17 protein-coding genes are annotated in these 21469 nt (G+C 69.2%); 14 read left to right on the forward strand and 3 right to left on the reverse strand.

Annotated features, from left to right (window positions below; all coding sequences use genetic code 11):
• The first annotated feature begins 8 nt into the window (after positions 1 to 8).
• The 5 genes from M2317_RS06510 (at position 9) to M2317_RS06530 (ending at position 8970) form a co-directional block, all read left to right on the forward strand.
• A complete protein-coding gene (locus M2317_RS06510) occupies positions 9 to 941 on the forward strand; it encodes a carbohydrate ABC transporter permease (protein ID WP_429458467.1) in 933 nt (310 codons plus the stop codon).
• Positions 938 to 1867, forward strand: a complete 930-nt coding sequence (locus tag M2317_RS06515; protein WP_429458469.1) for a carbohydrate ABC transporter permease — start codon at positions 938 to 940, stop codon at positions 1865 to 1867. The genes M2317_RS06510 and M2317_RS06515 overlap by 4 nt, the downstream gene beginning before the upstream one ends.
• The gene (locus tag M2317_RS06520; protein ID WP_429458471.1) at positions 1864 to 2868 is read left to right on the forward strand and encodes a hydroxyacid dehydrogenase; all 1005 of its coding nucleotides are present in this window, start codon (positions 1864 to 1866) and stop codon (positions 2866 to 2868) included. The genes M2317_RS06515 and M2317_RS06520 overlap by 4 nt, the downstream gene beginning before the upstream one ends.
• Before the next feature lie 42 nt (positions 2869 to 2910).
• Positions 2911 to 4941 (forward strand): hypothetical protein, encoded by a 2031-nt coding sequence (locus M2317_RS06525; RefSeq protein WP_429458473.1) that lies wholly within the window; start codon positions 2911 to 2913, stop codon positions 4939 to 4941.
• A 198-nt stretch (positions 4942 to 5139) separates the two neighbouring features.
• The gene (locus tag M2317_RS06530) at positions 5140 to 8970 is read left to right on the forward strand and encodes an SdrD B-like domain-containing protein (RefSeq protein ID WP_429458474.1); all 3831 of its coding nucleotides are present in this window, start codon (positions 5140 to 5142) and stop codon (positions 8968 to 8970) included.
• Positions 8971 to 9019: 49 nt separating this feature from the next.
• Here M2317_RS06530 and M2317_RS06535 read toward each other — a convergent pair whose 3' ends face one another.
• Entirely contained in the window at positions 9020 to 9223 is a 204-nt protein-coding gene (locus M2317_RS06535; RefSeq protein ID WP_429458476.1) for a CDGSH iron-sulfur domain-containing protein, read from the reverse strand.
• Positions 9220 to 10263, reverse strand: coding sequence for an iron-containing redox enzyme family protein (locus M2317_RS06540; RefSeq protein WP_429458477.1), 1044 nt, complete (start codon positions 10261 to 10263; stop codon positions 9220 to 9222). Before M2317_RS06540 ends, M2317_RS06535 begins: the two co-directional genes overlap by 4 nt.
• Positions 10264 to 10428: 165 nt before the next feature.
• Between M2317_RS06540 and M2317_RS06545 the strand changes: the two genes are divergently transcribed.
• From M2317_RS06545 to M2317_RS06555, 3 genes are all read left to right on the forward strand, one after another.
• Complete coding sequence (locus M2317_RS06545) at positions 10429 to 10773, forward strand: PLD nuclease N-terminal domain-containing protein (RefSeq protein WP_429458479.1); 345 nt, start codon at positions 10429 to 10431, stop codon at positions 10771 to 10773.
• Complete coding sequence (gene menD, locus M2317_RS06550) at positions 10770 to 12560, forward strand: 2-succinyl-5-enolpyruvyl-6-hydroxy-3-cyclohexene-1-carboxylate synthase (RefSeq protein ID WP_429458481.1); 1791 nt, start codon at positions 10770 to 10772, stop codon at positions 12558 to 12560. The genes M2317_RS06545 and menD overlap by 4 nt, the downstream gene beginning before the upstream one ends.
• 128 nt (positions 12561 to 12688) lie before the next feature.
• The gene (locus M2317_RS06555) at positions 12689 to 13543 is read left to right on the forward strand and encodes a PPK2 family polyphosphate kinase (protein ID WP_429458483.1); all 855 of its coding nucleotides are present in this window, start codon (positions 12689 to 12691) and stop codon (positions 13541 to 13543) included.
• Positions 13544 to 13554: 11 nt separating this feature from the next.
• Here the strand turns inward: M2317_RS06555 and M2317_RS06560 are convergent, their stop codons facing one another.
• Positions 13555 to 14802: an isochorismate synthase gene (locus tag M2317_RS06560; RefSeq protein ID WP_429458485.1), complete on the reverse strand. Its 1248-nt coding sequence runs from the start codon at positions 14800 to 14802 to the stop codon at positions 13555 to 13557.
• A gap of 106 nt (positions 14803 to 14908) precedes the next feature.
• Here M2317_RS06560 and M2317_RS06565 point away from each other — a divergent pair, with 106 nt between their 5' ends.
• The 6 genes from M2317_RS06565 (at position 14909) to M2317_RS06590 (ending at position 21408) form a co-directional block, all read left to right on the forward strand.
• Positions 14909 to 15499: a DUF402 domain-containing protein gene (locus M2317_RS06565; protein ID WP_429458487.1), complete on the forward strand. Its 591-nt coding sequence runs from the start codon at positions 14909 to 14911 to the stop codon at positions 15497 to 15499.
• A 241-nt stretch (positions 15500 to 15740) separates the two neighbouring features.
• A complete protein-coding gene (locus M2317_RS06570) occupies positions 15741 to 16592 on the forward strand; it encodes a class I SAM-dependent methyltransferase (protein ID WP_429458720.1) in 852 nt (283 codons plus the stop codon).
• 36 nt (positions 16593 to 16628) lie between these two features.
• Positions 16629 to 17690 (forward strand): polyprenyl synthetase family protein, encoded by a 1062-nt coding sequence (locus M2317_RS06575; protein WP_429458489.1) that lies wholly within the window; start codon positions 16629 to 16631, stop codon positions 17688 to 17690.
• Between the two features lie 30 nt (positions 17691 to 17720).
• Positions 17721 to 19091: an FAD-dependent oxidoreductase gene (locus tag M2317_RS06580; RefSeq protein WP_429458491.1), complete on the forward strand. Its 1371-nt coding sequence runs from the start codon at positions 17721 to 17723 to the stop codon at positions 19089 to 19091.
• A 149-nt stretch (positions 19092 to 19240) separates the two neighbouring features.
• The gene (locus tag M2317_RS06585) at positions 19241 to 20284 is read left to right on the forward strand and encodes an alpha/beta hydrolase (RefSeq protein WP_429458493.1); all 1044 of its coding nucleotides are present in this window, start codon (positions 19241 to 19243) and stop codon (positions 20282 to 20284) included.
• A 287-nt stretch (positions 20285 to 20571) separates the two neighbouring features.
• Positions 20572 to 21408 carry an endonuclease domain-containing protein gene (locus tag M2317_RS06590; RefSeq protein WP_429458495.1) on the forward strand — a complete coding sequence of 279 codons (837 nt, stop codon included), beginning with the start codon at positions 20572 to 20574 and terminating at the stop codon, positions 21406 to 21408.
• Positions 21409 to 21469: the final 61 nt, after the last annotated feature.

Below are 21469 nucleotides of genomic sequence, written 5' to 3' on the forward strand. Positions count from 1 at the left end.
GGAACCCCATGACCATCCGATCCACCGTCGGGACGCGGAAGCTCCGGCACCGGCCGCTCGCCGGCACCGGCGGACGCACCGCCGCCATCTTCCTCAGCCCCTTCTTCGTCCTCTTCGTGCTGGCCATGGTGGCCCCCGTCATCTACGCGATCGGCATGAGCCTGTTCGCCGAGCGCCGCAACGGGCTCGGCTTCGGCGGAGCCGTGGTCGAGTTCGTCGGCCTGGGCAACTACGTCGACGTGCTCTCCAGCGAGACGTTCGTGGCCGGATTCGGTCGCCTCGCGCTGTACTGCATCCTCTACATCCCCGCGCTGCTGGCCGTCGCCCTGCTGTTCGCCCTGCTGCTGGACGCGGCAGTCGCGAAGGCCAAGCGGGTCTTCCAGCTGCTCCTCTTCCTGCCGCACGCCGTCCCCGGCGTGATCGCGGCTCTGATCTGGGCTTATCTCTACACGCCAGGAGTGAGCCCGTTCGTGTCGGCGCTCGAATCCGGCGGCATCCAGATCGATTTCCTCTCCCTGCAGATGGTCCTGCCCTCGATGGTCAACATCGCCGTCTGGGAGTGGGCCGGGTACAACGTGATCATCCTGTTCACCGCTCTTCAGGCGGTGCCCCGCGAGGTCCTCGAGGCGGCACGCGTCGACGGTGCGAGCGAGATCCGCACGGCACTGTCGATCAAGACGCCTCTCATCGCACCGGCGCTCGGCGTCGCTCTGCTGTTCACTGTGATCGGCTCGCTGCAGCTGTTCACGGAGCCGAAGATCCTGTCGACCGCGACGACAGCCGTCACGAGCACCTGGGTCCCGAACATGTGGGCGTACGACGCGGCCTTCAACCGCAACAACCTGCCGCAGGCGGCGGCGGCCTCGATCATCCTGGCGGTTCTCGCCGGGGCGCTCTCGTGGGTCGTCACCCGCTTCACTTCCAAGGAGCGCACCCGATGACTGCGACACTTCACGAGCCGCCGCTGACCGTCGCGTCCGCGCCGGCCGACGCCCAGCACTCCGCGGAACCGGCCGCGCCGCGTCGGCGCCCGCGCCGACACATCGCCTCGACCGGTGCGGTGAACGGCCTGCTCGTCCTGGGCTCCGCCTACATGGTGCTTCCCCTGCTGTGGCTGGTGTTCGCCGTCACGAAGGACCCGGCCAGCCTGTACGGCTCGAGCGCCTTCACCCCTGGTGGCGCCTTCTTCGAGAACATGCAGCGCCTGGTCACCGAGGACGACGGCCTCTTCCTGCGCTGGCTGGCGAACAGCATCCTGTATGCCGGCGTCGGCGCGATCGTCGGCGGCTTCGTCGCCCTGATGGCCGGCTACGCCTTCGACAAGTTCTCGTTCCGCGGCAAGAACACCCTCTTCGGCTCCGTGCTGATCGGCGTGCTGATCCCGAACACGGCGACGGTCATCCCGCTGTACCTCCTCGCTGCCTCGATCGGTGCGACGAACACGATCTGGGCCGTGCTGATCCCGGCGTTCTGCAATCCGTTCAGCGTCTACCTCGCCAGGGTCTTCAGCGCCGGCTACCTTCCGGACGAGACGCTGGAAGCGGCGCGCGTTGACGGTGCGGGGCCGATCCGCAGCTTCTTCAGCGTCGGTCTGCCCATGCTGGTGCCCGGGTTCGTCACGATCGCCCTGTTCCAGTTCGTCGGCATCTGGAACAACTTCATGCTCCCGCTGATCATGCTGCAGAACCGGGATCTGTTCCCGACCAGCGTCGGCATCTTCCTCTGGCAGAGCCAGGTCCAGCAGAACCCGGAGTACCTCCCGCTGGTCATCGCAGGCTCGTTCCTGTCGGTCGTGCCGCTGATCATCGCGTTCGTGCTGCTGCAGCCGTTCTGGCGATCGGGTCTGTCGGCGGGGAGCGTCAAGTGACCCGGCCGCGCCTGCAGGTCGTCTTCGCCATGGCCCCCGATGCTCTGCGGCGCATCTTCCCCGATCCGCGCCGCGCGCGCATCGCGGAGATCGCGGACGTGCGCGGTGTCGTCACGGAGTTCGAATCGGATGCGGCGCGCACCGCGCTCGCCGAGGCCGACGTGCTCATCACCGGGTGGGGCTCGCCGTTCATCGATCTGGACGTGCTGCGGGCGGCACCGCGACTGACGGCGATTCTGCACTCCGGCGGGACGATCAAGCCGTACGTCTCGGATGCCGTCCTCGCCCGCGTCGACGTCAGTACAGCGGCCGCGGCCAACGCCGTGCCCGTCGCCGAGTACACGGCCGCGATGATCGTGCTGGCCAACAAGAAGATCCTGCCGATCGCCGCGCGCTACCGCCGGCTCCAGGAGGAGTTCGACGTGGAGGGCGCGTTCGGCGGCATCGGGAACTTCGACAAGCGCATCGGCATCGTCGGTGCCTCGAAGATCGGCCGCATCGTCATCGAGCTGCTGCGGGCGTACGATCTCGAGGTCGTCGTCCACGACCCGTTCCTCTCGGCATCCGACGCAGCAGACCTGGGCGTCCAGGCGGTAGAGCTGGACGAGCTGCTGGCGACGTCCGACGTCGTGTCGGTGCATGCGCCGTCGCTGGAGGAGACCCGGAATCTCATCGATGCGCGCCGGATCGGGCTGATGCCTCATGGCACGACGCTGGTGAACACAGCCAGAGGCGAGCTCGTCGACCAGTCGGCGTTGACCGAGCGCGTCGTGGCAGGGGAGCTGTGCGCGATCCTCGACGTCACCACGCCATGGATCCTCGAGCGCGACCATCCCCTCTATCGGCACGAGAACGTGATCCTGACTCCGCACATCGCCGGCTCCGTCGGCACCGAACTGCACCGGCTCGCCGATGTCGTCGCAGCGGAACTGGGCCGTCTCGCCGCCGGCGCGCCCCTCGCTCATCCGATCGCCGTCGACCGGATGGCGATCACCGCCTGAACCCGCATCCCCTTCCGCCCACGAACTCAACGAGGAGACATCATGACCGAATCACGGACGTTCACGCGCAGGACCGTGCTCCAGGCGGGCGCCGTCGGCGGACTGCTGGCGGCTGCGACGCTGCTGCCCGCCACCCGCGCTCACGCCGTCGGCGCACGGCCGATCGGTCGGGGCGAGGCGCCCACGATCACCGATCTCGGCCCGGCCGTCCAGCAGTTCGGGCTGATGAGCGCCCTGCTCGTGGGCGACACGGTCTACGTCGGCTCTCGCAACATCGAGCCGACGGGGGTCATCGGCTTCCATCTGCCCACGCGCACCGTGACGGTGCGCACCGAGGTCGCCACCGGCTACAGCGTCCAGGCGATGGCCGCCGACCCGACGGGCCGATACCTCTACTTCGGGGTGCTGCAGAAATCCGGTGGCCCGCAGGCGAACCTGTACCGGTGGGACCTGCAGACACCCGAGTCGCCGGCCGTCGCGATCGGACGGATCGGCGACCGCGACGTGCGCGACCTCGCGGTCGCGCCGGACGGCGTCGTGTTCGCCGTCGGCGGCGGCAGCGGCACCGCACCCGCACTCTGGGAGTACGACCCGGCGACGCAGCAGGTCCTCGACCGGGGGATTCCGGATGCCGGGGCGACTCTGGCCAGGGCCGTCGCCGCGACGGATGACTACGCCTTCTTCGGTGCCGGGAGCACGCTGGGCGGCGGCGGGACCACGAGCCGCGCCTCGCTCTACGCGTATGACCGCGCCGCAGGCACGTTCGCATCGGTCGCGCCGGTGGAGTTCGCCGTCGATCCCAGCATCCGGGAACTCGCGATCGTCGGCGATCGCCTGATCGCCACGACGGCGGGCGCGGGCGAGCCGTCGAAGGCGGCGGCCATCGATCTGCAGAACCTGAGCTCGTACACCGTGGCGACATCGGTGGGCAAGACTGCGAAGAACATCACGGCCATCGGCGAGGACGTCTACTTCGCGAACGAGACCGGACTGCTCGTCTGGGAGGGCGCGTCCGGCGCGATCCGCGCCGTCGATGTCCAGGGCCTCGACCTCGGTGAGATCTGGGGCGTCGACGCGCGCGATGGGGCGCTCGTCGTCGTGTCCGCGTACAGCTTCGTCGCCGAGATCGATCCGCGCACCGGGGAATCGACCGTGACCGACCTCGGCGAGGCGGGGGCGCCGGTGAGCCCGCAGACCTGCATGGGGCTCGCCGCCGGCGGCGGCTTCGTTTACGTCGGAGGCAACGGGGTGATCGCGCGGCATTCGCTCCGCACGGGCGAGGTCGTCAATCTGCAGGCGCCCGGTGAGGCGAAGGACGCCGACATCATCGACGGTGTCCTGTACACCGGGCAGTACAACGCACAGGGAATCTGGGCCTACGATCCGCGGCACGGCGATCCGATCATGCGGGTGGCGTCCTTCGACCCCACCCAGAACAGGCCGTTGGACACCGCCTGGGACGACGACAACCGGCTGCTGCTCGTCGCAGCCCAGTCCGACACCGAGGGCGGCGGGTCGCTGTGGACGTACAGCCCGGACACGAAGGCGTCGACGATCGTGGTGAACCCGATCGACGACATCCAGCTGGTCCGCGCCGTCGCGGTCTCGGACGGGATCGCCTACCTCGGTGGCGACAACGCGCAGAAGACCGGCCCGCGGGGGACCGTCGTCGCCTGGGATCCGGTGCGCCGGAGCGAGCTCTGGCGGATCGAGACCGGTCTGGGCAACGGCATCGCCGCGCTCGCCGTGCGTGCGGGGCACCTGCACGGCCTCACAGTGCGGGGCGGATTCTTCGTCATCGACCTGGCCACCCGGACGATCGTGCACACAGCCGACCATCGGGCGGTGAGCCCGGGGTTCGCCGCCCTCGTCGAAACCCGCGGACTGATCTACGGCGTCTCCGACACCGACCTGTTCCGATTCGATCCGAAGACGTTCGCGATGACGGTCGTCGTCTCCGACATCAACGGCGGGTGGTACAGCGGCGCGCATCTCAACGTGGACGAGCGCGGGCGGATCTACACGCTGCGCGGGCGCAACCTCGTCCAGATCGAGGACCGGCCGCGACGCTGACGCACCCGCACGCGATGAATGTTCCGTCATTCGCGTAATGAATCCGCAGGACCGACGTCTCTCCCTGTGACGGGCCACCCGAACGGCCTGTCATCTCGGGTGCCGCCCAGGCGGCGCCTTCGCGAAGGCGCGTGAAGTTCGCGCGCCTTTCTGTGTGTTCGTGCGCTGTGGTGGCGTGCGTTGGGGACAAGGGGAAAAATGTCCAAGGACGATTCGGCGCGCCCTCGCGCGCGCACTCTCATGCACTGGTTGGCCGGGATACTGGTCGCCCTGCTCGCCGTCGGAGGCGTCAGCACTCCGGCGTTCGCGGCGGGCGGCAAGGTCACGCTGTTCCCGGTGGAATCCGGGAGCGAGCACAACGGGATGCCGGTGCTCACCGAGGGCGGGACCTACAACCTGCAGCTCGGCTACGGGAGCATGGACGACGGAGCAGCGGTCGAGATCACCCTGCCCGAGGGGATCACGATCCCCGATCCGGCGCTCGTCGTTCCGGTCGGCAACACCGCCGTCGAGTCTCTGGCGGTGAATGACGCGGGACGGCTGGTCGTGACGTTCAAGGATCCGTTCCCGACGGACGTCAACCAGGGCGTGCTGGATCTGCAGTTCACGGTCGACGTCGTCGAGGAGTCGGAGGTGCGCGATCTCGTCTGGGAGGTCGACGGAGAGCAGACCACGCAGACGGTGATCGTGACCGACGAGGGCGACTCTCCGCGCGACACCACGACCTGGTCGAACAAAGCGGCCTCGTGGGTGTCGATCCCGCACACCGTCGTCGACGGGAAGATCGTCTTCGACGAGAGCGTTCTCGACATCGAGATCCCCTACACGGTGACGATCTCCAGCGCCGAGGCGCGTGAGGTCACGCTGACCGACACGCTCGGCGCGCACCTCGCGTTCGTGGACGGGTCGCTGTCCGGTTCGAAGACCGTCCGCGATGAGAACGACCTCAACCCGGTCACCACGGCCCTCGACGGCCTGCCCACCATCTCGGGCACCACCTTCACGTACGCCTTCGACGCCGAGGCGAACTCTGTCCACACCTTCACCTACAAGGCGCGGATCGCGGATGCCGCGGCGCTCGCCGCTCTGCGGGACGAACTCCAGGCCGCGTACGACGCGGTCGACGAGGTGAACGGTGGCGGCTACTCGGTCGCGCTGACCAACGCCGCTGACATCAACGGCGAGAAGCGCACGACGACGACGACCGTCAGCGGTTCGGTCAAGGGCCAGGACCGGCCCGGTGGCGGCAGCACGTTCACGAAGACTGCTGACCCCGTCGCCGTGACTCTCGACGAACAACTCGCCGGCGGCGCGACGCTCGCCGACGGCATCCCCGTCACCTACACGCTCGGAGCCGACCTGACCGATTTCGCGGACTTCGCGGACGGACCCTTCGCGCTGACGGAGAACCTGGTCATCGTCGATTCGCTGCCGGAGCAGAGCGCGTGGAACGTCGACGACGAGGGCTTCATCACGCTGACCGATCAGGACGGCACGGCGATTCCGCTGTCACCCGCCGTCGGGATCGGGGACGACGCCGAGAACGAGATCGGTGCGGACGAGTACGTCAACACCTACCTCGTCCGCGGAACGTCTCTCTTCCTCAACATCGGCAAGGACGTCACGAAGAGCTACACCATCACCGCGTCGGCGACGATCGTCTCGCTTCCGCAGGACGCTCGAAGCGATTCGCAGTACGCGACGACGTACGAGGTGCCCAACTGGGCGTACTTCCTCCTGCCTGGTGACGCGTACGAGACCAGGAAGGCGACGACCACGATCACGGTCCCCAAGGACACGAGCGGCGGCATCGACGATCCGAGCAAGTTCGCGAAGACCACGCAGGGCGGAACGGTCACGATCAGCTCCGGCACCGCCGCGCAGATCCCGTACACGTTCACGATCGGCCAGGGCGTCGGGGATGCCGCGGCTTCGCGCATCGTCGACGACATCGACCACGATGTGTTCGACGTGTCGGAGGACACGCTCCCGCAGATCAAGGCGTCGCTCACCGGCATGTACGACTGGAACTATCCGCTGGACGGCGACACGTTCGACGTGTCGATCGACGACGCGGGCGACCTCGTGATCGCGCCCAACGCAGCCTTCCCGAAGGCGGCCTCGTGGGGTGCGACGGCTGCGGCGCCGTACACGGGGACGTGGAACATCACGATCACGCTGCCCACGCACGTGCTGCAGGGCAAGCAGACGCTCGACGTCGTGAACTCGGCGCGCTACGAGGGCACCGACCAGGAGATCGTCTACACCTCGAGCTCGAGCACGACGGCGACCAGTTACGGCAACGAGATGGAGGTGCGCAAGCGCGTCTACGACGCGGCGAGCGGAACCTTCACCTCGAACCTTCGCGTCGAGACGGACGACGACGGTTCGTTGGTCCAGGACGAGTTCATCTACCGCGTCGAACTGATGCCGCACGGCACCTTCTCGAACATGGTCGAGGACGTCGTCGACCGGCTTCCCGAGGGCGTCGAGTTCGTCGGCTTCGTGAACGATGTCGCGTCGGGTTCGACGGTTGCGGGCGACACCTACGCGATCCCCGATTCTCAGTTGGTCGCGTCCTACGATGCGGATGCCGGAACGGTGACGGTCGAGCGGGGACGCATGACGAGCGGTAAGACCGTCGCGCTGCACTTCGCGGTCCGCATCGTCGAGCACGAGCCGAACATGGGCATCACGAACGTGATCGGTGCGGCGGGCGCGACCATCACCCCGACGAACGACTACCCGCTGAGCCTGCTCAAGCGCGACAGCACGAACGCGGCGAAGATGATCACGGATGCCGGGGCTCGCTTCTCGGTGCTCGCGGATGATCAGAGCACGGTCGTGCTGAGCGACCTGCGTGTCACGGACGGCAAGATCGTCACGGCGGACGGGGCGACTCCGGTCGTCGCAGAGCCCGGCGGCTATTGGCTGCGCGAGGACGTCGCTCCGGCCGGATACGAGAAGGCTGCGGAGCTGAGCCGGATCGTGGTCGGAGAGGACGGCGGCTCGGCCGATGTCGTGCTGTTCAACACTCCTGGTGAGACCGTCGAGCCGGAGCGGACCTACGCGATCGGCGATGTCGTCTGGATCGACGCCGACAAGGACGGTCAGCAGGAGAAGGGCGAGGAGGTGCTGCCCGGCGTGAAGGTCGAGCTCATCCGCGACGGCGAGGTGATCGACTCGACGACGACGGACGAGTACGGTCGCTACCTGTTCGACGAGCTGCCGGCGGGGGAGTACCAGGTGAAGTTCACCCTCACTGATGAGCAGAAGGAGATCTACATCTTCACCACGGCGGATGCCGGTGACGACGATGCTGCGGACTCCGACTCCGATCCGGCGACGGGACTGACCACCACGATCGTGCTCGGCGAGGACAACACGCGCCTCACGCACGACTATCCGTGGGGCGAGATCCGCGCGAGCGAGGGCATCGACCCGACCTGGGATGCCGGTGTGATCGTGCGGGACGTGGATCCGGTGGATCCTGTGGATCCTGTGGATCCGGTGGATCCTGTCGACCCGGTGGATCCGGTTGATCCGGTGGACCCGGTGGATCCTGTCGATCCGGTGGACCCGGTGGACCCGGTGGATCCGGTGGATCCGGTGGACCCGATCGATCCGGTTGACCCGACGGACCCGACGGTTCCGGTGGACCCAGTGGACCCGGTGGACCCGACGGACCCGACGGTTCCGGTGGACCCGGTGGACCCGGTGGACCCGGTGGACCCGACGGTCCCGGTGGACCCGACGGATCCCGTTGACCCCGTGGACCCGACCAACCCCGTGGACCCGGTGGATCCGGTCGACCCCGTCGACCCGGGGACGCCCGTCGAGCCGTCACCCGAGCACCCCGCTCCGGTGGCGCCCGAGAACGGCGGGGTCGACCCCGCGCACCCGGGTACGCCCGGCGTGAACGAGTTGCCGCGCACCGGCGGTTCGCTTCCGCTGGGTCTGGCTGCGACGGCGCTCGTGCTGGTGTTCGCGGGCGGAGCAGTCCTGTTCTGGCGGCGCCGGAAGGCCTGACGCAGACGATCGGGACGGCGCGGACGCGCCGTCCCGATCTGGCCGGTCTTCAGTCACCCTCCGTCCTGAAGCCGGCCGCTTTGTGGGTGCCGTCGCAGAACGGCTTGATCGACGACAGCCCGCATCGGCACAGAGCCACGGTGCGTCTGTGCCGTGGAACGGGTTCGCCGTCGGGTGTGCGCAGATCGACGTCTCCGCGCACGAGCAGCGGCCCGTCCGGGTACGGCGTTATGGTCACGCGCTCGCCGGTCATGAGCCCGCCTCCGCGCGCAAGGAGGATTCACCGCGCGACCACGTGTCCAGCATGTGCTCGCCGACCCAGCCGTCGACGGCCAGGCAGGCGGCCGCCCCGAACATGATGTCCGCCAGCAGGTCGGGACGGTCCTCCGCGAGGGACCCGGCCAGGTCGCGCCCGGCGATCTGCTCGTGGACGGCATCCGCCTCGACGTGCTCATCGAAGTAGTCGGTCACGTCATCGCCGAAGCCGAGCCGACGCAGGCCGTCGGCGTACATGCGGTTCGGGATCGATGACGTCATCTCGAATGCGGCGAGGTGCCCGACGATGGCGCCGAGCAGGCGCCGGTTGAGGCCGAACATCGACATCATGTTGTGCGATGCGATCGTGATGGCGGGGACATCGTCCACGTATGCGCCGTAGGAGTCGTCGAGCCCTGCGCCGCGCATGGATGCCGCGAAGATCGTGGCGTGCACCCGGTCCGCCCGTCCGCCGCCGTACTCGTCGGATTGGATCTCCACCAGGGCGGCCTTCGCCCGCCCGTGCAGGCGCGGAATCGCCCAGGAATGGGGGTCCGCTTCGCGCAGCGTGTACACCGAGCGCTGCACGAGGAACTCCCTCGCCTGCGTCGGCGTCGCCGTCCTGGCGAGATACCGCGACAGGCTCGGACCCGCATCGACGGACGTCAGCGCGAAAAGCGATCGCGCGACGGCATCCGCGCTGGGCGGCGGCAGCTCGGGCTGCCGGATCCGGGAGCGCAGCGCCTGTTCGAAGTGCTCCTCCAGCATCCGTCGCGTCGAGATCAGCTCCGGGTCCCACTCTTTGAGCGGGGAGAACGCATCGATCGAGCCGTACGCCGAGGCGTACAGCGCGAAGAGAGCGAGCTGGATGTCCTCGTCCCTGATGGGGTCGGACGTGCCTGCGAGCGCACGGCGCGCCTGCTCGGCGAGGTCGCCGTCGCCCGGCTTCCCGCTGAGCGCCTGCAGCACGGCATCGCTGAGCGGGCCGCGCCCGGAGAACGGAAGGCGGACGGCGGGCGCGACGGTGGCGAGGGACACGATGATCTCCGATCCTGGGTGGGATCGACTGGATCCGATCCCGATGCTGTCCGCCAGTCTGCGGTGCGGCGTCGTCGGAGTGAACAGCCTTGACCGAGGCTGCCGGACGGGATAGGTCCCGACACCTCTCAGCCTGGGGACTCCGAACCGGCCTAGACTGAGGGCGTGGTTCGACTGTTGTTCATCGGAGGCCTGCTGGCCCTCGTCTTCTGGGTGTTCAGTATCGTCGACTGCGCGGTGCAGCCGGCGACGCGGCACCGCGGTGTGTCCAAGGGCGTCTGGATCGCGATCGTGGTCCTCATCCCGGTGATCGGCGGCATCCTGTGGTTCACCATCGGGCGCTTCCGCGCCGGCGGCCGGGGTGCAGCGCGCTCGGTGGCACCGGACGATGATCCCGAGTTCCTGAAGAGCATCAGCAAGACCGAGCAGGATGACCGCATCCGCCGTCTGGAGGAGGAGCTGGCTCGCCTCGACGACGAGACCGACCCTCCGGCGGAACAGCGGCCGTGACGTCGTCCCCGGCGACGGATGCGGCGGCCTCGCTGCTCTCGTCGCTCATCGCGCACGGGGTTCGCGATGTCGTGATCTCGCCCGGTTCGCGTTCGCAGGCCCTCGCGCTCGCCGCGACGCACTTCGCCCGCCAGGAGTCGCTGCGCGTGCACGTGCGGATCGACGAGCGCGTCGCCGGGTTCACCGCGCTCGGCATCGCCCGTGAGCAGCGGGCACCCGTGGCCGTCGTCTGCACGTCGGGCACAGCAGTGGCGAACCTCCTGCCCGCGGTGATGGAGGCCTTCCACGCCGGCGTGCCGCTTCTGCTCCTGACCGCCGACCGGCCACCCGAGCTGCGCGGCGTCGGCGCGAATCAGGCCACGGTTCAGCCCGGCCTGTTCGAGCGGTTCGCGCGGCTCAGCATCGACGCGCCCGTCCCTGGCGACGATCACGGCTTCGACTGGCACGCGCTCGGCACTCAGGCTGTCTCTGCGGCCCTCGGAATGGTCGGCACCTCATCCGGCGACGCCGCACCCACGGGCACGGACACGTTCGCCATCGACCGATCGACCGTGCTCCCGGCATCCGTGCACCCACGCGCAGCCGAGGATCCGCGGCAGACCGCGGCACCGGTGCTCGACGGCATCGCCGGTCCCGTTCATCTGAACCTCCCGTCCCGCGAGCCCCTGTCGGCAGCACTCGCGTCGTCGAAGACGGCGACGCCGGGTCCGGCACCCTTCACGGCTCCGATGCCGCCTCTCGAAGTGCACCACGGGCCACGGACACTGGTCATCGCAGGAGCCGATGCCGGACCGGATGCCGAGGCGATCGCCCATGCCGGCGGCTGGCCGCTCGTGGCCGAGATCGTCAGCGGCGCACGGTTCGGGCGCAACCTCGTGCACGGGTACCGCGAACTCCTCCGGGACGAATCGCTTGGCGGCCGCGTCGAGCGTGCCATCGTGCTCGGCCATCCGACGCTCAGCCGCGAGGTCACGGCGCTGCTGCGCCGGAAGGACGTAGACGTCATCGCCGTGCGCTCCGGTGGCGAAGCGCTGAACCTCAACGGGCGCACGGTCGCCGCGGCATCCGTCGTCGTGGCCGCGGGCGAGCCCGACCGAGCCTGGCTCGGCGCGTGGCGTGCGGCGTCGGCCGCAGCATCCGTCGATCTGTCGGACCCGGCTCCGGATGCCGGAGGCCTGCTGTCGACCGACGCCGCGACCAGACGTGATGCGGTCAGTGTCGAGCTCGCCGCCGTCCGCCGCCCGCTGGACAGGGCGCTGCTCGCGGACGCCGTCTGGCGAGCCACCTGGCCGCACGATCGGCTCGTGTTCGGTTCCTCCCGGCTGGTCCGCGTCGCGGACGCGGTGCTCCCGGGCAAGAAGGTCCCGGTGCACGCGAATCGGGGACTCGCCGGAATCGACGGCACGATCGCCACGGCCACGGGCATCGCGATCGCCAGCCAGGCTGCGGGAGCCGCCGGCATCACCCGCGTCCTGCTCGGCGACGTCACCTTCCTGCACGATGTCGGTGCGCTGCTGCTCCCGCCGGACGAACCCGAACCGCGCCTGCAGGTGATCGTCGGCAACGACCGCGGCGGCACGATCTTCGACGCGCTCGAGGTCGCATCCGAGGCCCCGGGCGACGACCTCGACCGCGCGTTCTACACGCCGCACACCGTCGGGATCGAGCACCTCGCGCGCGCGTACGGCTGGGAGTACCAGCGGGTCACGACGCGAGCGGCGCTCGACCAGGCGCTCACCACCCCGGCCGGCGGTCGGCAGATCATCGAGGTCCCGCTCGAGCGCTGACCGCGCCCGACGTTCCCTCCGCCTGATCCCCGACGGGTCGTGCGCCACTTCTCGGCGTCTGCGACACCTTTTATGTGGCGCGAACTCGGAGAAGTGTCGCAGACCTCGGCATCCGGCAAGATGGGCGCATGAGCACACACGGCTGGCATGCTGAGGCATCCGAGATCCTGCGAGTGGGCGATGGGTTCCGCCTCTCGGATGTCGACCCCGACGGTGCCCCGGGGTACGACGGCGACAAGCACTCCGCGGCGAAGGATCTCTCCACCCGGGTCCATGACCTCGACGATCTGCAGGAGCGGCTGTGGGCGCAGAGCCGCACCGGTGACGCGCAGGATGCCGTGCTGCTCGTGCTGCAGGCGATGGATTCCGCGGGCAAGGGCGGGATCGTCCGCCACGTCGTCGGCGGCGTCGACCCGCAGGGCGTCGAGCTCGCCGCATTCAAGGCGCCGACCGACGAGGAGCGCGCGCACGACTTCCTCTGGCGTGTCGAGAAGCGCCTGCCCGCTCCCGGATTCATCGGTGTCTTCGACCGCTCGCACTACGAGGACGTGCTGATCGCCAAGGTCCGTTCCCTCGCGGATGCCGCGGAGATCGAACGACGCTACGACGCGATCAACGCCTTCGAGGCGCGGGTCGCGGCATCCGGAACGCGCATCGTCAAGGTGATGCTGCACATCTCGCCGGACGAGCAGAAGGAGCGGCTCATGGAGCGGCTCGACCGCCCGGACAAGCACTGGAAGTACAACCCCGGCGACGTCGACGAGCGGATGCTGTGGCCCGCGTACATGGACGCCTATCAGACCGTGTTCGATCGGACATCGACGGATGCCGCGCCCTGGCACGTCGTCCCGGCGAACCGGAAGTGGTACGCGCGCCTCGCCGTGCAGGAGCTGCTGCTCACGGCGCTGCAGGACATCGAGCCGCAGTGGCCGGCGGCGGACTTCGACGTGGATGCCGAGAGGGCGCGCCTCGCGGCGAGCTGAGCGGTGGCCGCCTACGCCAGCGCGTCCACCAGCGGCCGGAACTTCACGCGCGTCTCCAGCAGCTCGGTCTCCGGATCGCTTCCCGCCACGATGCCGGCGCCCGCATACGCGGTGACGGGGATCGGGGCATCCGCTTCGGCATCCGTCCCGAACTGGGCGCAGCGCAGCGCGATGGCCCATTCGCCGTTGCCCGCGGCATCCACCCAGCCGACCGGCCCGGCGTAGCGCCCCCGGTCGAACGGTTCGAGCTCGCGGATCGCGGCGATCGCGGCATCCGTCGGGGTCCCGGCCACAGCGGCCGTCGGATGCAGCACGCCGACCAGATCCAGCGCCGACTCCCCGTCGGCCAGCTCGCCCTCGACGTCGGTGGCGAGGTGGAACAGGTTCGGCAGCTTCAGCAGGAACGGCTGCTCGCTGGCCGCCATCGCCCGCACGTGCGGGCGCAGCGCCACGAGCAGACTTTGCACCGCGTACTGATGCTCGTCGAGATCCTTGGTGCTGGAGGCGAGGGATGCCGAGGCGACCGTATCCGCGTCCGGATCCGCCCCGCGGCCGATCGTCCCGGCGAGCACGCGCGCGGTCACGGACCGATCCTGTGCCGTCACGAGCGTCTCCGGGCTCGCGCCGATCAGCCCGTCGACGGCGAAGGTCCAGGTGTCGGGATACCCGGTCGACAGGGCTCGCGCGAGGCGGCGCAGATCGGACCCGGCCGGGATCGTCCCGGCGAGATCGCGCGCGAGGACGACCTTGCTCAGCTCGCCGGTGGCGATGCGATCGAGGGCGGCGTCCACCGATGCCTGATACCCCTCGGGCGTCTGCGCGCCAGGGCCGGCGGTCCCTGCCCAGTGCGGGCCGTACTCCCGTTCGGCGAGCGGGGCATCGGTGTCGCCGATGCGGGTGATCCAGCTGCGTCCTTGGCGTTTGCCGATGATGATCGACGGCACGATCAGGATGCTGTCGGCATCCGAGTCCTCATCGAACGTGAGCGTGCCGAAGGCCACGAGGCCGGTACCGGGGAGGTTCACGGCGTCGTCGACCACGGCATCCGCGCAGAGCGCACGCCAGGCTTCGGAGGCGATCGCGGCTCGCGAAGGGCCCCTGCCTGCGGGGATGCGGATGACCGCGGCGGCTCCGGAGCCCGCCGCGACGAATCCGTCGCCGCGGCGCAGCCAGGCGAGGGGGGATGCCGGGTCGGCGTGGACCAGCAGATCCTCGACCGGTTCGATCTCGCGGGTCTGCACGACCAGGCTGTTGCTCACCCTTCCAGGATATGGCCGTCCCGCCCCCCCGCACGCCCCGCGCGTTCCCGTGCTGTGCAACTGTTCCCGGCGATGGGTGCGCAGACGCCCCGCATAGGCTGGCACCATGAGCGACCGCCCCGAACCCGGCACCGAGATGACCTTCCAGTGGCGCAAATGGGACGGCTCGCCGCACTGGCGTCACGAGTGCGTCTACCTCGGATCCGACCAGTGGGGCGACTGGGTCGGGCAGCCCGTCGGCTTCCACAGCGCGCGACCCGGTGCGGCCTTCGACGCCGACGTCCCGAACGTCACGCTGATCCCCGCGATCGACCACGTCGGGCAGCGCAACAAGGTCACGCTGATCCCGGATGCCGCCGACTACGCTCTCACCGTGAACCGCGATCATCCCCGCGATCTGCGCATCTACATCGACCTCGCCTGGGATGTCCGCTGGGAGAGCCCCTTGCTCGCGACCGGCATCGACATGGACCTCGACGTCGTCCGCCGCACGAACGACGAGGGGACGTACGTCGACGACCGCGACGAGTGGGCTGATCACAGCGCCCGGTACGGATACCCCGCCGACGTCATGGAGCACCTGGAAGCCTTGACCCTCGATCTCGAGGATCGCGTGCGCCGTCAGGAGGCTCCGTTCGACGACGCCACCGGGGATGCCTGGCTCGACCGCCTCGTCGCCCTCGGCCTCGATCGCTGAGTCGGGCGGGATTCCGGATGCCTCCCGGCATGTTGGGGGTGCGAGGTGCCGACGCGCGGTCACCCGCCTGCAATTCGGCACGGTGAGGGCCCCGGTTGTCCCCGTCCGAGCTGGTACCTGGGCCGGATTCCTGATGCCTCCGGGCGTGTCGGGGGCGCTCGGCGCCGACACGCGGTCAGCCGTCCGGAGTTCGGCCCGGCGATGCACGCCGCCCCGAATCGTCCCGCGACCGCCGCCTAGACTGGATCCCGTGACTGAGCCCAACCGCGCCGATCTCGGCAAGGACCCGTCGCGCGTCAGCGGCATGTTCGACCAGGTCGCCGAAGGATACGACCGCACCAACATCGTGATGACGTTCGGCAACGACGCGCTGTGGCGCGCGGCATCCACCCGGGCCGTCGCCCCGAAGCCGGGGGAGCGGATCCTCGACCTGGGGGCCGGAACGGCATCGTCATCGGCATCCCTCGCCCGCAGCGGAGCGGAGGTCGTCGCAGCCGACTTCTCACCCGGGATGCTGGCCGAAGGCCGCCGTCGCCACGGTCATCTTCCGAACCTGTCGTTCGTCGAGGCCGACGCCATGGACCTGCCGTTCGAGGATGCCGCGTTCGATGCCGTCACGATGTCCTACAGTCTGCGCAACGTGCACGATCCGAAGAAAGCGATCCGCGAGCTGTACCGGGTGACGAAGCCGGGGGGACGACTGCTGATCAACGAGTTCTCCACGCCGCCGAATGCGGTGTTCCGCGGGCTCTACCGGTTCTACAACGCGCAGGTCCTGCCCCGCGTCGCGCGCGTGGCCGGCACCAATTCCGAGGCGTACGACTACCTGAACGAGTCGATCCGCGACTGGCCGGACCAGAAGACTCTCGCGAGCTGGATCCGGGATGCCGGATGGATCGACGTCGCGCACCGCAACCTCACCCTCGGCATCGTGGCTCTCCACCGTGCGACCAAGCCGAAGTCCGCCGTGCCCTCGGCCAAGGCGACCGCCGCACGCAAGCCGGAGCCCGCCGCCAAGCGCCCCGCTGCCAAGCCGGCCGCGAAGCCCAAGCCCGACTCTGCTCCCACCCGCACGTCCGAGAAATCCGACTGACCGATCGACCCAGGCCATACGGGTAGGCTGACAGACGTGACTTCGAGCCCTACCGCTCCGGGTTCGCGCCTGGCGAGCCGACTCGGCTTCAGCGACCGCGTCTTCATCGGCCCCGCGGCCCGTCGCGTCGCGCGGGAGATCGAGGACGGCCTCGAACTGGTCGAAGAGGGCCTCGCCGTCGACCTGCGCGTCGCCGACTCCGTGGCTGATGCCGCGAGCCGCTATCTCCTCGAAGCCGGAGGCAAGCGCGTGCGCCCGGTGCTGACGCTGCTGACCGCCCAGCTCGGCGACGGCAACACTACCGCGGTCATCGACATCGCCAAGGCCTTGGAGATGACCCACCTCGGCTCGCTCTACCACGACGACGTCATGGACGGCGCCGACCGTCGCCGCGGCGTTCCGGCCGCGCACGCGGTGTGGGGCAACAGCGTCGCGATCCTCACCGGAGACATCCTGTTCTCCCGCGCCAGCCAGCTCATGTCGAAGTACGGCGACCGCGCCATCCGTCTCCAGGCCGACACGTTCGAGCGCCTCGTCCTCGGGCAGCTGCACGAGACCGTCGGTGCGCAGCCGGGCGATGACCCCATCGAGTTCTACATCCAGGTGCTCGCGGACAAGACCGGATCCCTCATCGCCGCGGCGACGCAGGCCGGTGCCCTGTTCTCGAACGCGCCGGAGGAGTACCACGAGCCGCTGCGCGTCTACGGCGAGAAAGTCGGTGTCGCCTTCCAGCTCATCGACGACGTGATCGACCTGTCGGCCAAGCCGGAGGACACCGGCAAGGTCCCGGGGACCGACCTCCGCGCCGGGGTACCGACGATGCCGTACCTCCTGCTCAAGGCTCGAGAGGATGCCGAGGCGCAGGCCCTCGCGGCCCGCATCGATGACGGGGTCGCCCGCATCGCGGAGGGCGCAGACCCGAGCATCCTCGACCAGCCGCTGGCCGAACTGCGCGACCATGCCGTCACGCAGCAGACCCTCGAACTCGCCCGCACGTGGACGAACGACGCGATCGCCGTGCTCGCTCCGCTCCCGAAGGGCACCGTGCGCGAGGCGCTGACGCGTTTCGCCGATACCCTCGCCGGCCGCAGCAGCTGACGCGGTCAACGCAGCATCCGAAAGGCAAACATGACCAAGCTCAGGCTGGCCATCGTCGGGGCAGGCCCCGCAGGCATCTACGCGGCGGACATCCTCCTCAAGACCGAGCGCTCCTTCGACGTCTCGATCGACCTGTTCGAGCAGCTCCCCGCGCCGTACGGCCTCGTCCGGTACGGCGTCGCGCCGGATCACCCGCGCATCAAGGGCGTCATCGGTGCTCTGCGCGACGTGCTCGATCGCGGCGACATCCGCATCTTCGGCAACGTCCGCTTCGGCGAGGACATCACGATGGCGGACCTCAAGAAGCACTACAACGCGGTGATCTTCGCCACTGGAGCGATCCGCGACACGACCCTCGACATCCCGGGCGCCGACGCCGAGGGGTCGTTCGGCGCGGCCGACTTCGTGAGCTGGTTCGACGGGCACCCGGACTTCCCGCGGGACTGGACGCTGAATGCCGAGTCGGTCGCCGTGCTCGGCAACGGCAACGTCGCCCTCGATGTGGCACGCATCCTCGCCAAGCACGCCGAGGACCTGCTGCCCACCGAGATCCCGGACAACGTCCACGCCGGCCTCGTGGCGTCCAAGGTCACCGACGTCCACGTCTTCGGGCGCCGCGGGCCTGCGCAGGTGAAGTTCACGCCGCTCGAGCTGCGCGAACTCGGTGAACTGCGCGACGTCGACATGGTCGTGTACGACGAGGACTTCGACTACGACGACGCATCCAAGGCGGCCGTCGAGAGCAACAAGCAGGTCAAGGTCATCGACCGCGTCCTGCAGCAGTGGCGCACCCGTCCGGGCGTGAACAACGCAGGCGGCGAGGCATCCCGCCGCCTGCACCTGCACTTCTGGGCCCGCCCGGTGGAGATCAAGAAGGACGCGACCGGTCGCGTCGCGGCGATCGTCTACGAGCGCACCCAGTCGGATGGCTCCGGCGGCGTCGTCGGCACCGGCGAGCTGCGCGAGATCGCGATCGGCCAGTTGTACCGCGCGATCGGCTACTTCGGATCGCCCCTGAAGGACGTGCCGTTCGACAAGAAGCACGGCGTCATCCCGAACCACGAGGGCCAGGTGCTCGCGAAGGACTCGAACGAGCGCGTCCCCGGCGTGTACGCGACAGGCTGGATCAAGCGCGGACCCGTCGGCCTGATCGGTCACACGAAGTCCGACGCCATGGAGACCGTGCAGCACCTCGTCAACGACCAGGGCTCGTGGTGGCAGCCGGAGGACCCGTCCGAGGACGCGATCCCGGCGCTGCTCGCTTCGCGTGACGTCACCTGGACCGACCTCGACGGCTGGCACCGCCTCGACCAGCACGAGATCGCGCTCGGCGCCCCGCACGACCGCGCCCGAATCAAGGTCGTCGACCGCGACGAGATGGTGCAGATCTCCCGCGACTGAACCGGGTTCGGTCACGCTTCCGGTGGGTGGATGCCGCGGCATCCCGCCCGTGCCGTGACCGTTCCGCGGTTCGGTCACGCGCCGGGCGACTGCGCGTGCCCTGAGCCCGCCCCAACCGTGACCGAGCGTCCGATGGGTACCCTGGGCACATGACCGATTGGGCCCCCGACATCCTCGGCGACGAGTTCGAGCAGCTGACGCTGCCGCTCGGGTCGGATGCCGAAGGCGATGTCGTCGCGACCCTCGTCCGCGCTCTGCCGACGCCGACGCGTGCGCTGGAGCAGCCGAGCGGCTGGGACCGGTTCATGCGCCGACTGCGCGGACGCCCGCTCGCGGTGCCCACGCCGGACCTCGCCGACGTCGACGTGCTCTACGTGCACGGCTGGTCGGACTACTTCTTCCAGAAGCGGCTGGCGCGCTTCTGGACGGCCCGCGGGGCGCGCTTCTTCGCCCTGGATCTGCGCAAGTACGGCCGGAGCCTCCGCGACGGTCAGACGCCCGGGTACATCGCCGACCTCGCGACGTACGACGCCGACATCGCCGCCGCTCTGGACGCCATGACGGATGCCGCGGCATCCGGTCGTCGCCTGGTGCTGGTCGGGCACTCCACTGGTGGGCTGGTGCTGAGCCTGTGGGCGTCGCGCAACCCGGGGCGGGCGGCCGCGGTGGTCCTGAACTCTCCGTGGCTGGAGTTCCAGCTCGGTCCGATCCGGCAGGCGATCGCTCCGATGGTCGGGTGGGGTGCGCGGGTGCGCCCGCTGGATGCCGTGCCGCAGGTGGATCTCGGCTTCTACACGCGGGCGCAGGCCGAGGCCGCCGACCCGGACGACCCGATGGAGGTCAACCTCGCGTGGCGTCCAGAGCAGACGATGCCGGTGCACACCGGATGGCTGCACGCCGTGCTCGCAGGTCATGCGAAGGTCGCCGCCGGCCTCGCGATCGATGCGCCGGTGTGCGTGCTGCTGTCCGCACGGACCGCCGTGCCGACGCGCTGGTCGGACGATCTGACGAGTGCCGACAGCGTCCTTGTCGTCGACGACATCGCCAGAGCTTCGCTCAAGCTCGGGTCGTCCGTGACGGTCGAGCGGATCGACGGGGCGCTGCACGACGTGTTCCTGTCGCGGCACGAGGCGCGCGAGGACGCCTACCGCCGGCTGGACCGGTGGGTCACGGGGTGGGCGGCGTCACGCTGACGCGTGTCGTCACGCCCCACCGACCCGCGTCGTCCGACGAATCCCGGATGCCGTGACGAATCACGGACGACGGATGACGGATGCCGTGACGAATCACGGATGCTGTGACGAATCCCGGATGCCGTGACGAATCACGGATGAATCCGGTGAATCCGTCCGTGATTCGTCATCGGGTCCGTGAAACGTCATCGACCACTCGCCCTGCACAGCCGTCCGTCGGTCGCGGGTTGTCCACAAACGGCGATGTCGCCGCCCGGCGGAGGGCCCGTTGTCGCAAGGTGGTCGGCATGCTCTCTGCAAACGACACCATCACGCGGCTCGGGGGAATCGCCCGCGGTTCGACGCTGCAGCATCTGGGTTTCACCCGACAGGCTCTCGCGGTGGAAACGCGTCGAGGGACGATTCAGCGCATTCGGAACGGCGTCTTCGCGACGACGACCTTGAACGACGATGTGAGGACGGCGATCGAGCACGGGGGAGCACTCACCTGCGCCAGCGTTCTGCGGGTCCGTGGAGTGTGGGTGCTTCCGCGACCGGACGGACTCCATGTCTGGATGCCGTCGAAGAGGCATCCCCTCAGCCACCCGTCCTGCACCTGCGTCTCGCACTATTTCCGCGGAAGTCCGCCGCTCGGATCCGCGTCGATCGAGACGGCTCTGCTGCACCTGCGCCGGTGCGCGGGGGACGAGGCGTTCTTCGCAGCATACGAGTCGGCATGGAGGCAGCGGCTCCTCTCCCGCGCCGCCCGTGCGCGCCTTCGCAGCGCGTTGCCGGGAACGGCGCGTTGGCTGGTCGACATCGCACGAGCGGATGCCGACAGCGGTCTGGAGTCCCTGCTCCGATTGAGATTCCACCTGCTCGGCATCCGATTCGACTGTCAGGTGACATTGGACGGGGTGGGTCGGGTCGACTTCGTCGTGGCGGGCCGCCTGATCATCGAGGCGGACGGGGACGAGAACCACGGGTCGTCGACGAAGCGCCATCGCGATCGGGTGCGGGATGCCGCGGCATCCGATCTCGGATACGAGACTCTCCGGTTCGACTATGCCCAGATCGTGCATGATTGGCCCACGGTCCAGGCCGCGATCCTCGCGGCACTCCGCCGTCTGCGGATGATGCGGTGACGAATCACGGATGCCGTGACGAATCACGGATGAATTCGGTGAATCCGTTCGTGATCCGTCA

Origin of the sequence: Microbacterium sp. ZKA21, assembly GCF_050434165.1 — a bacterium.
In the GTDB taxonomy this organism is placed as follows: Bacteria; Actinomycetota; Actinomycetes; order Actinomycetales; family Microbacteriaceae; genus Microbacterium.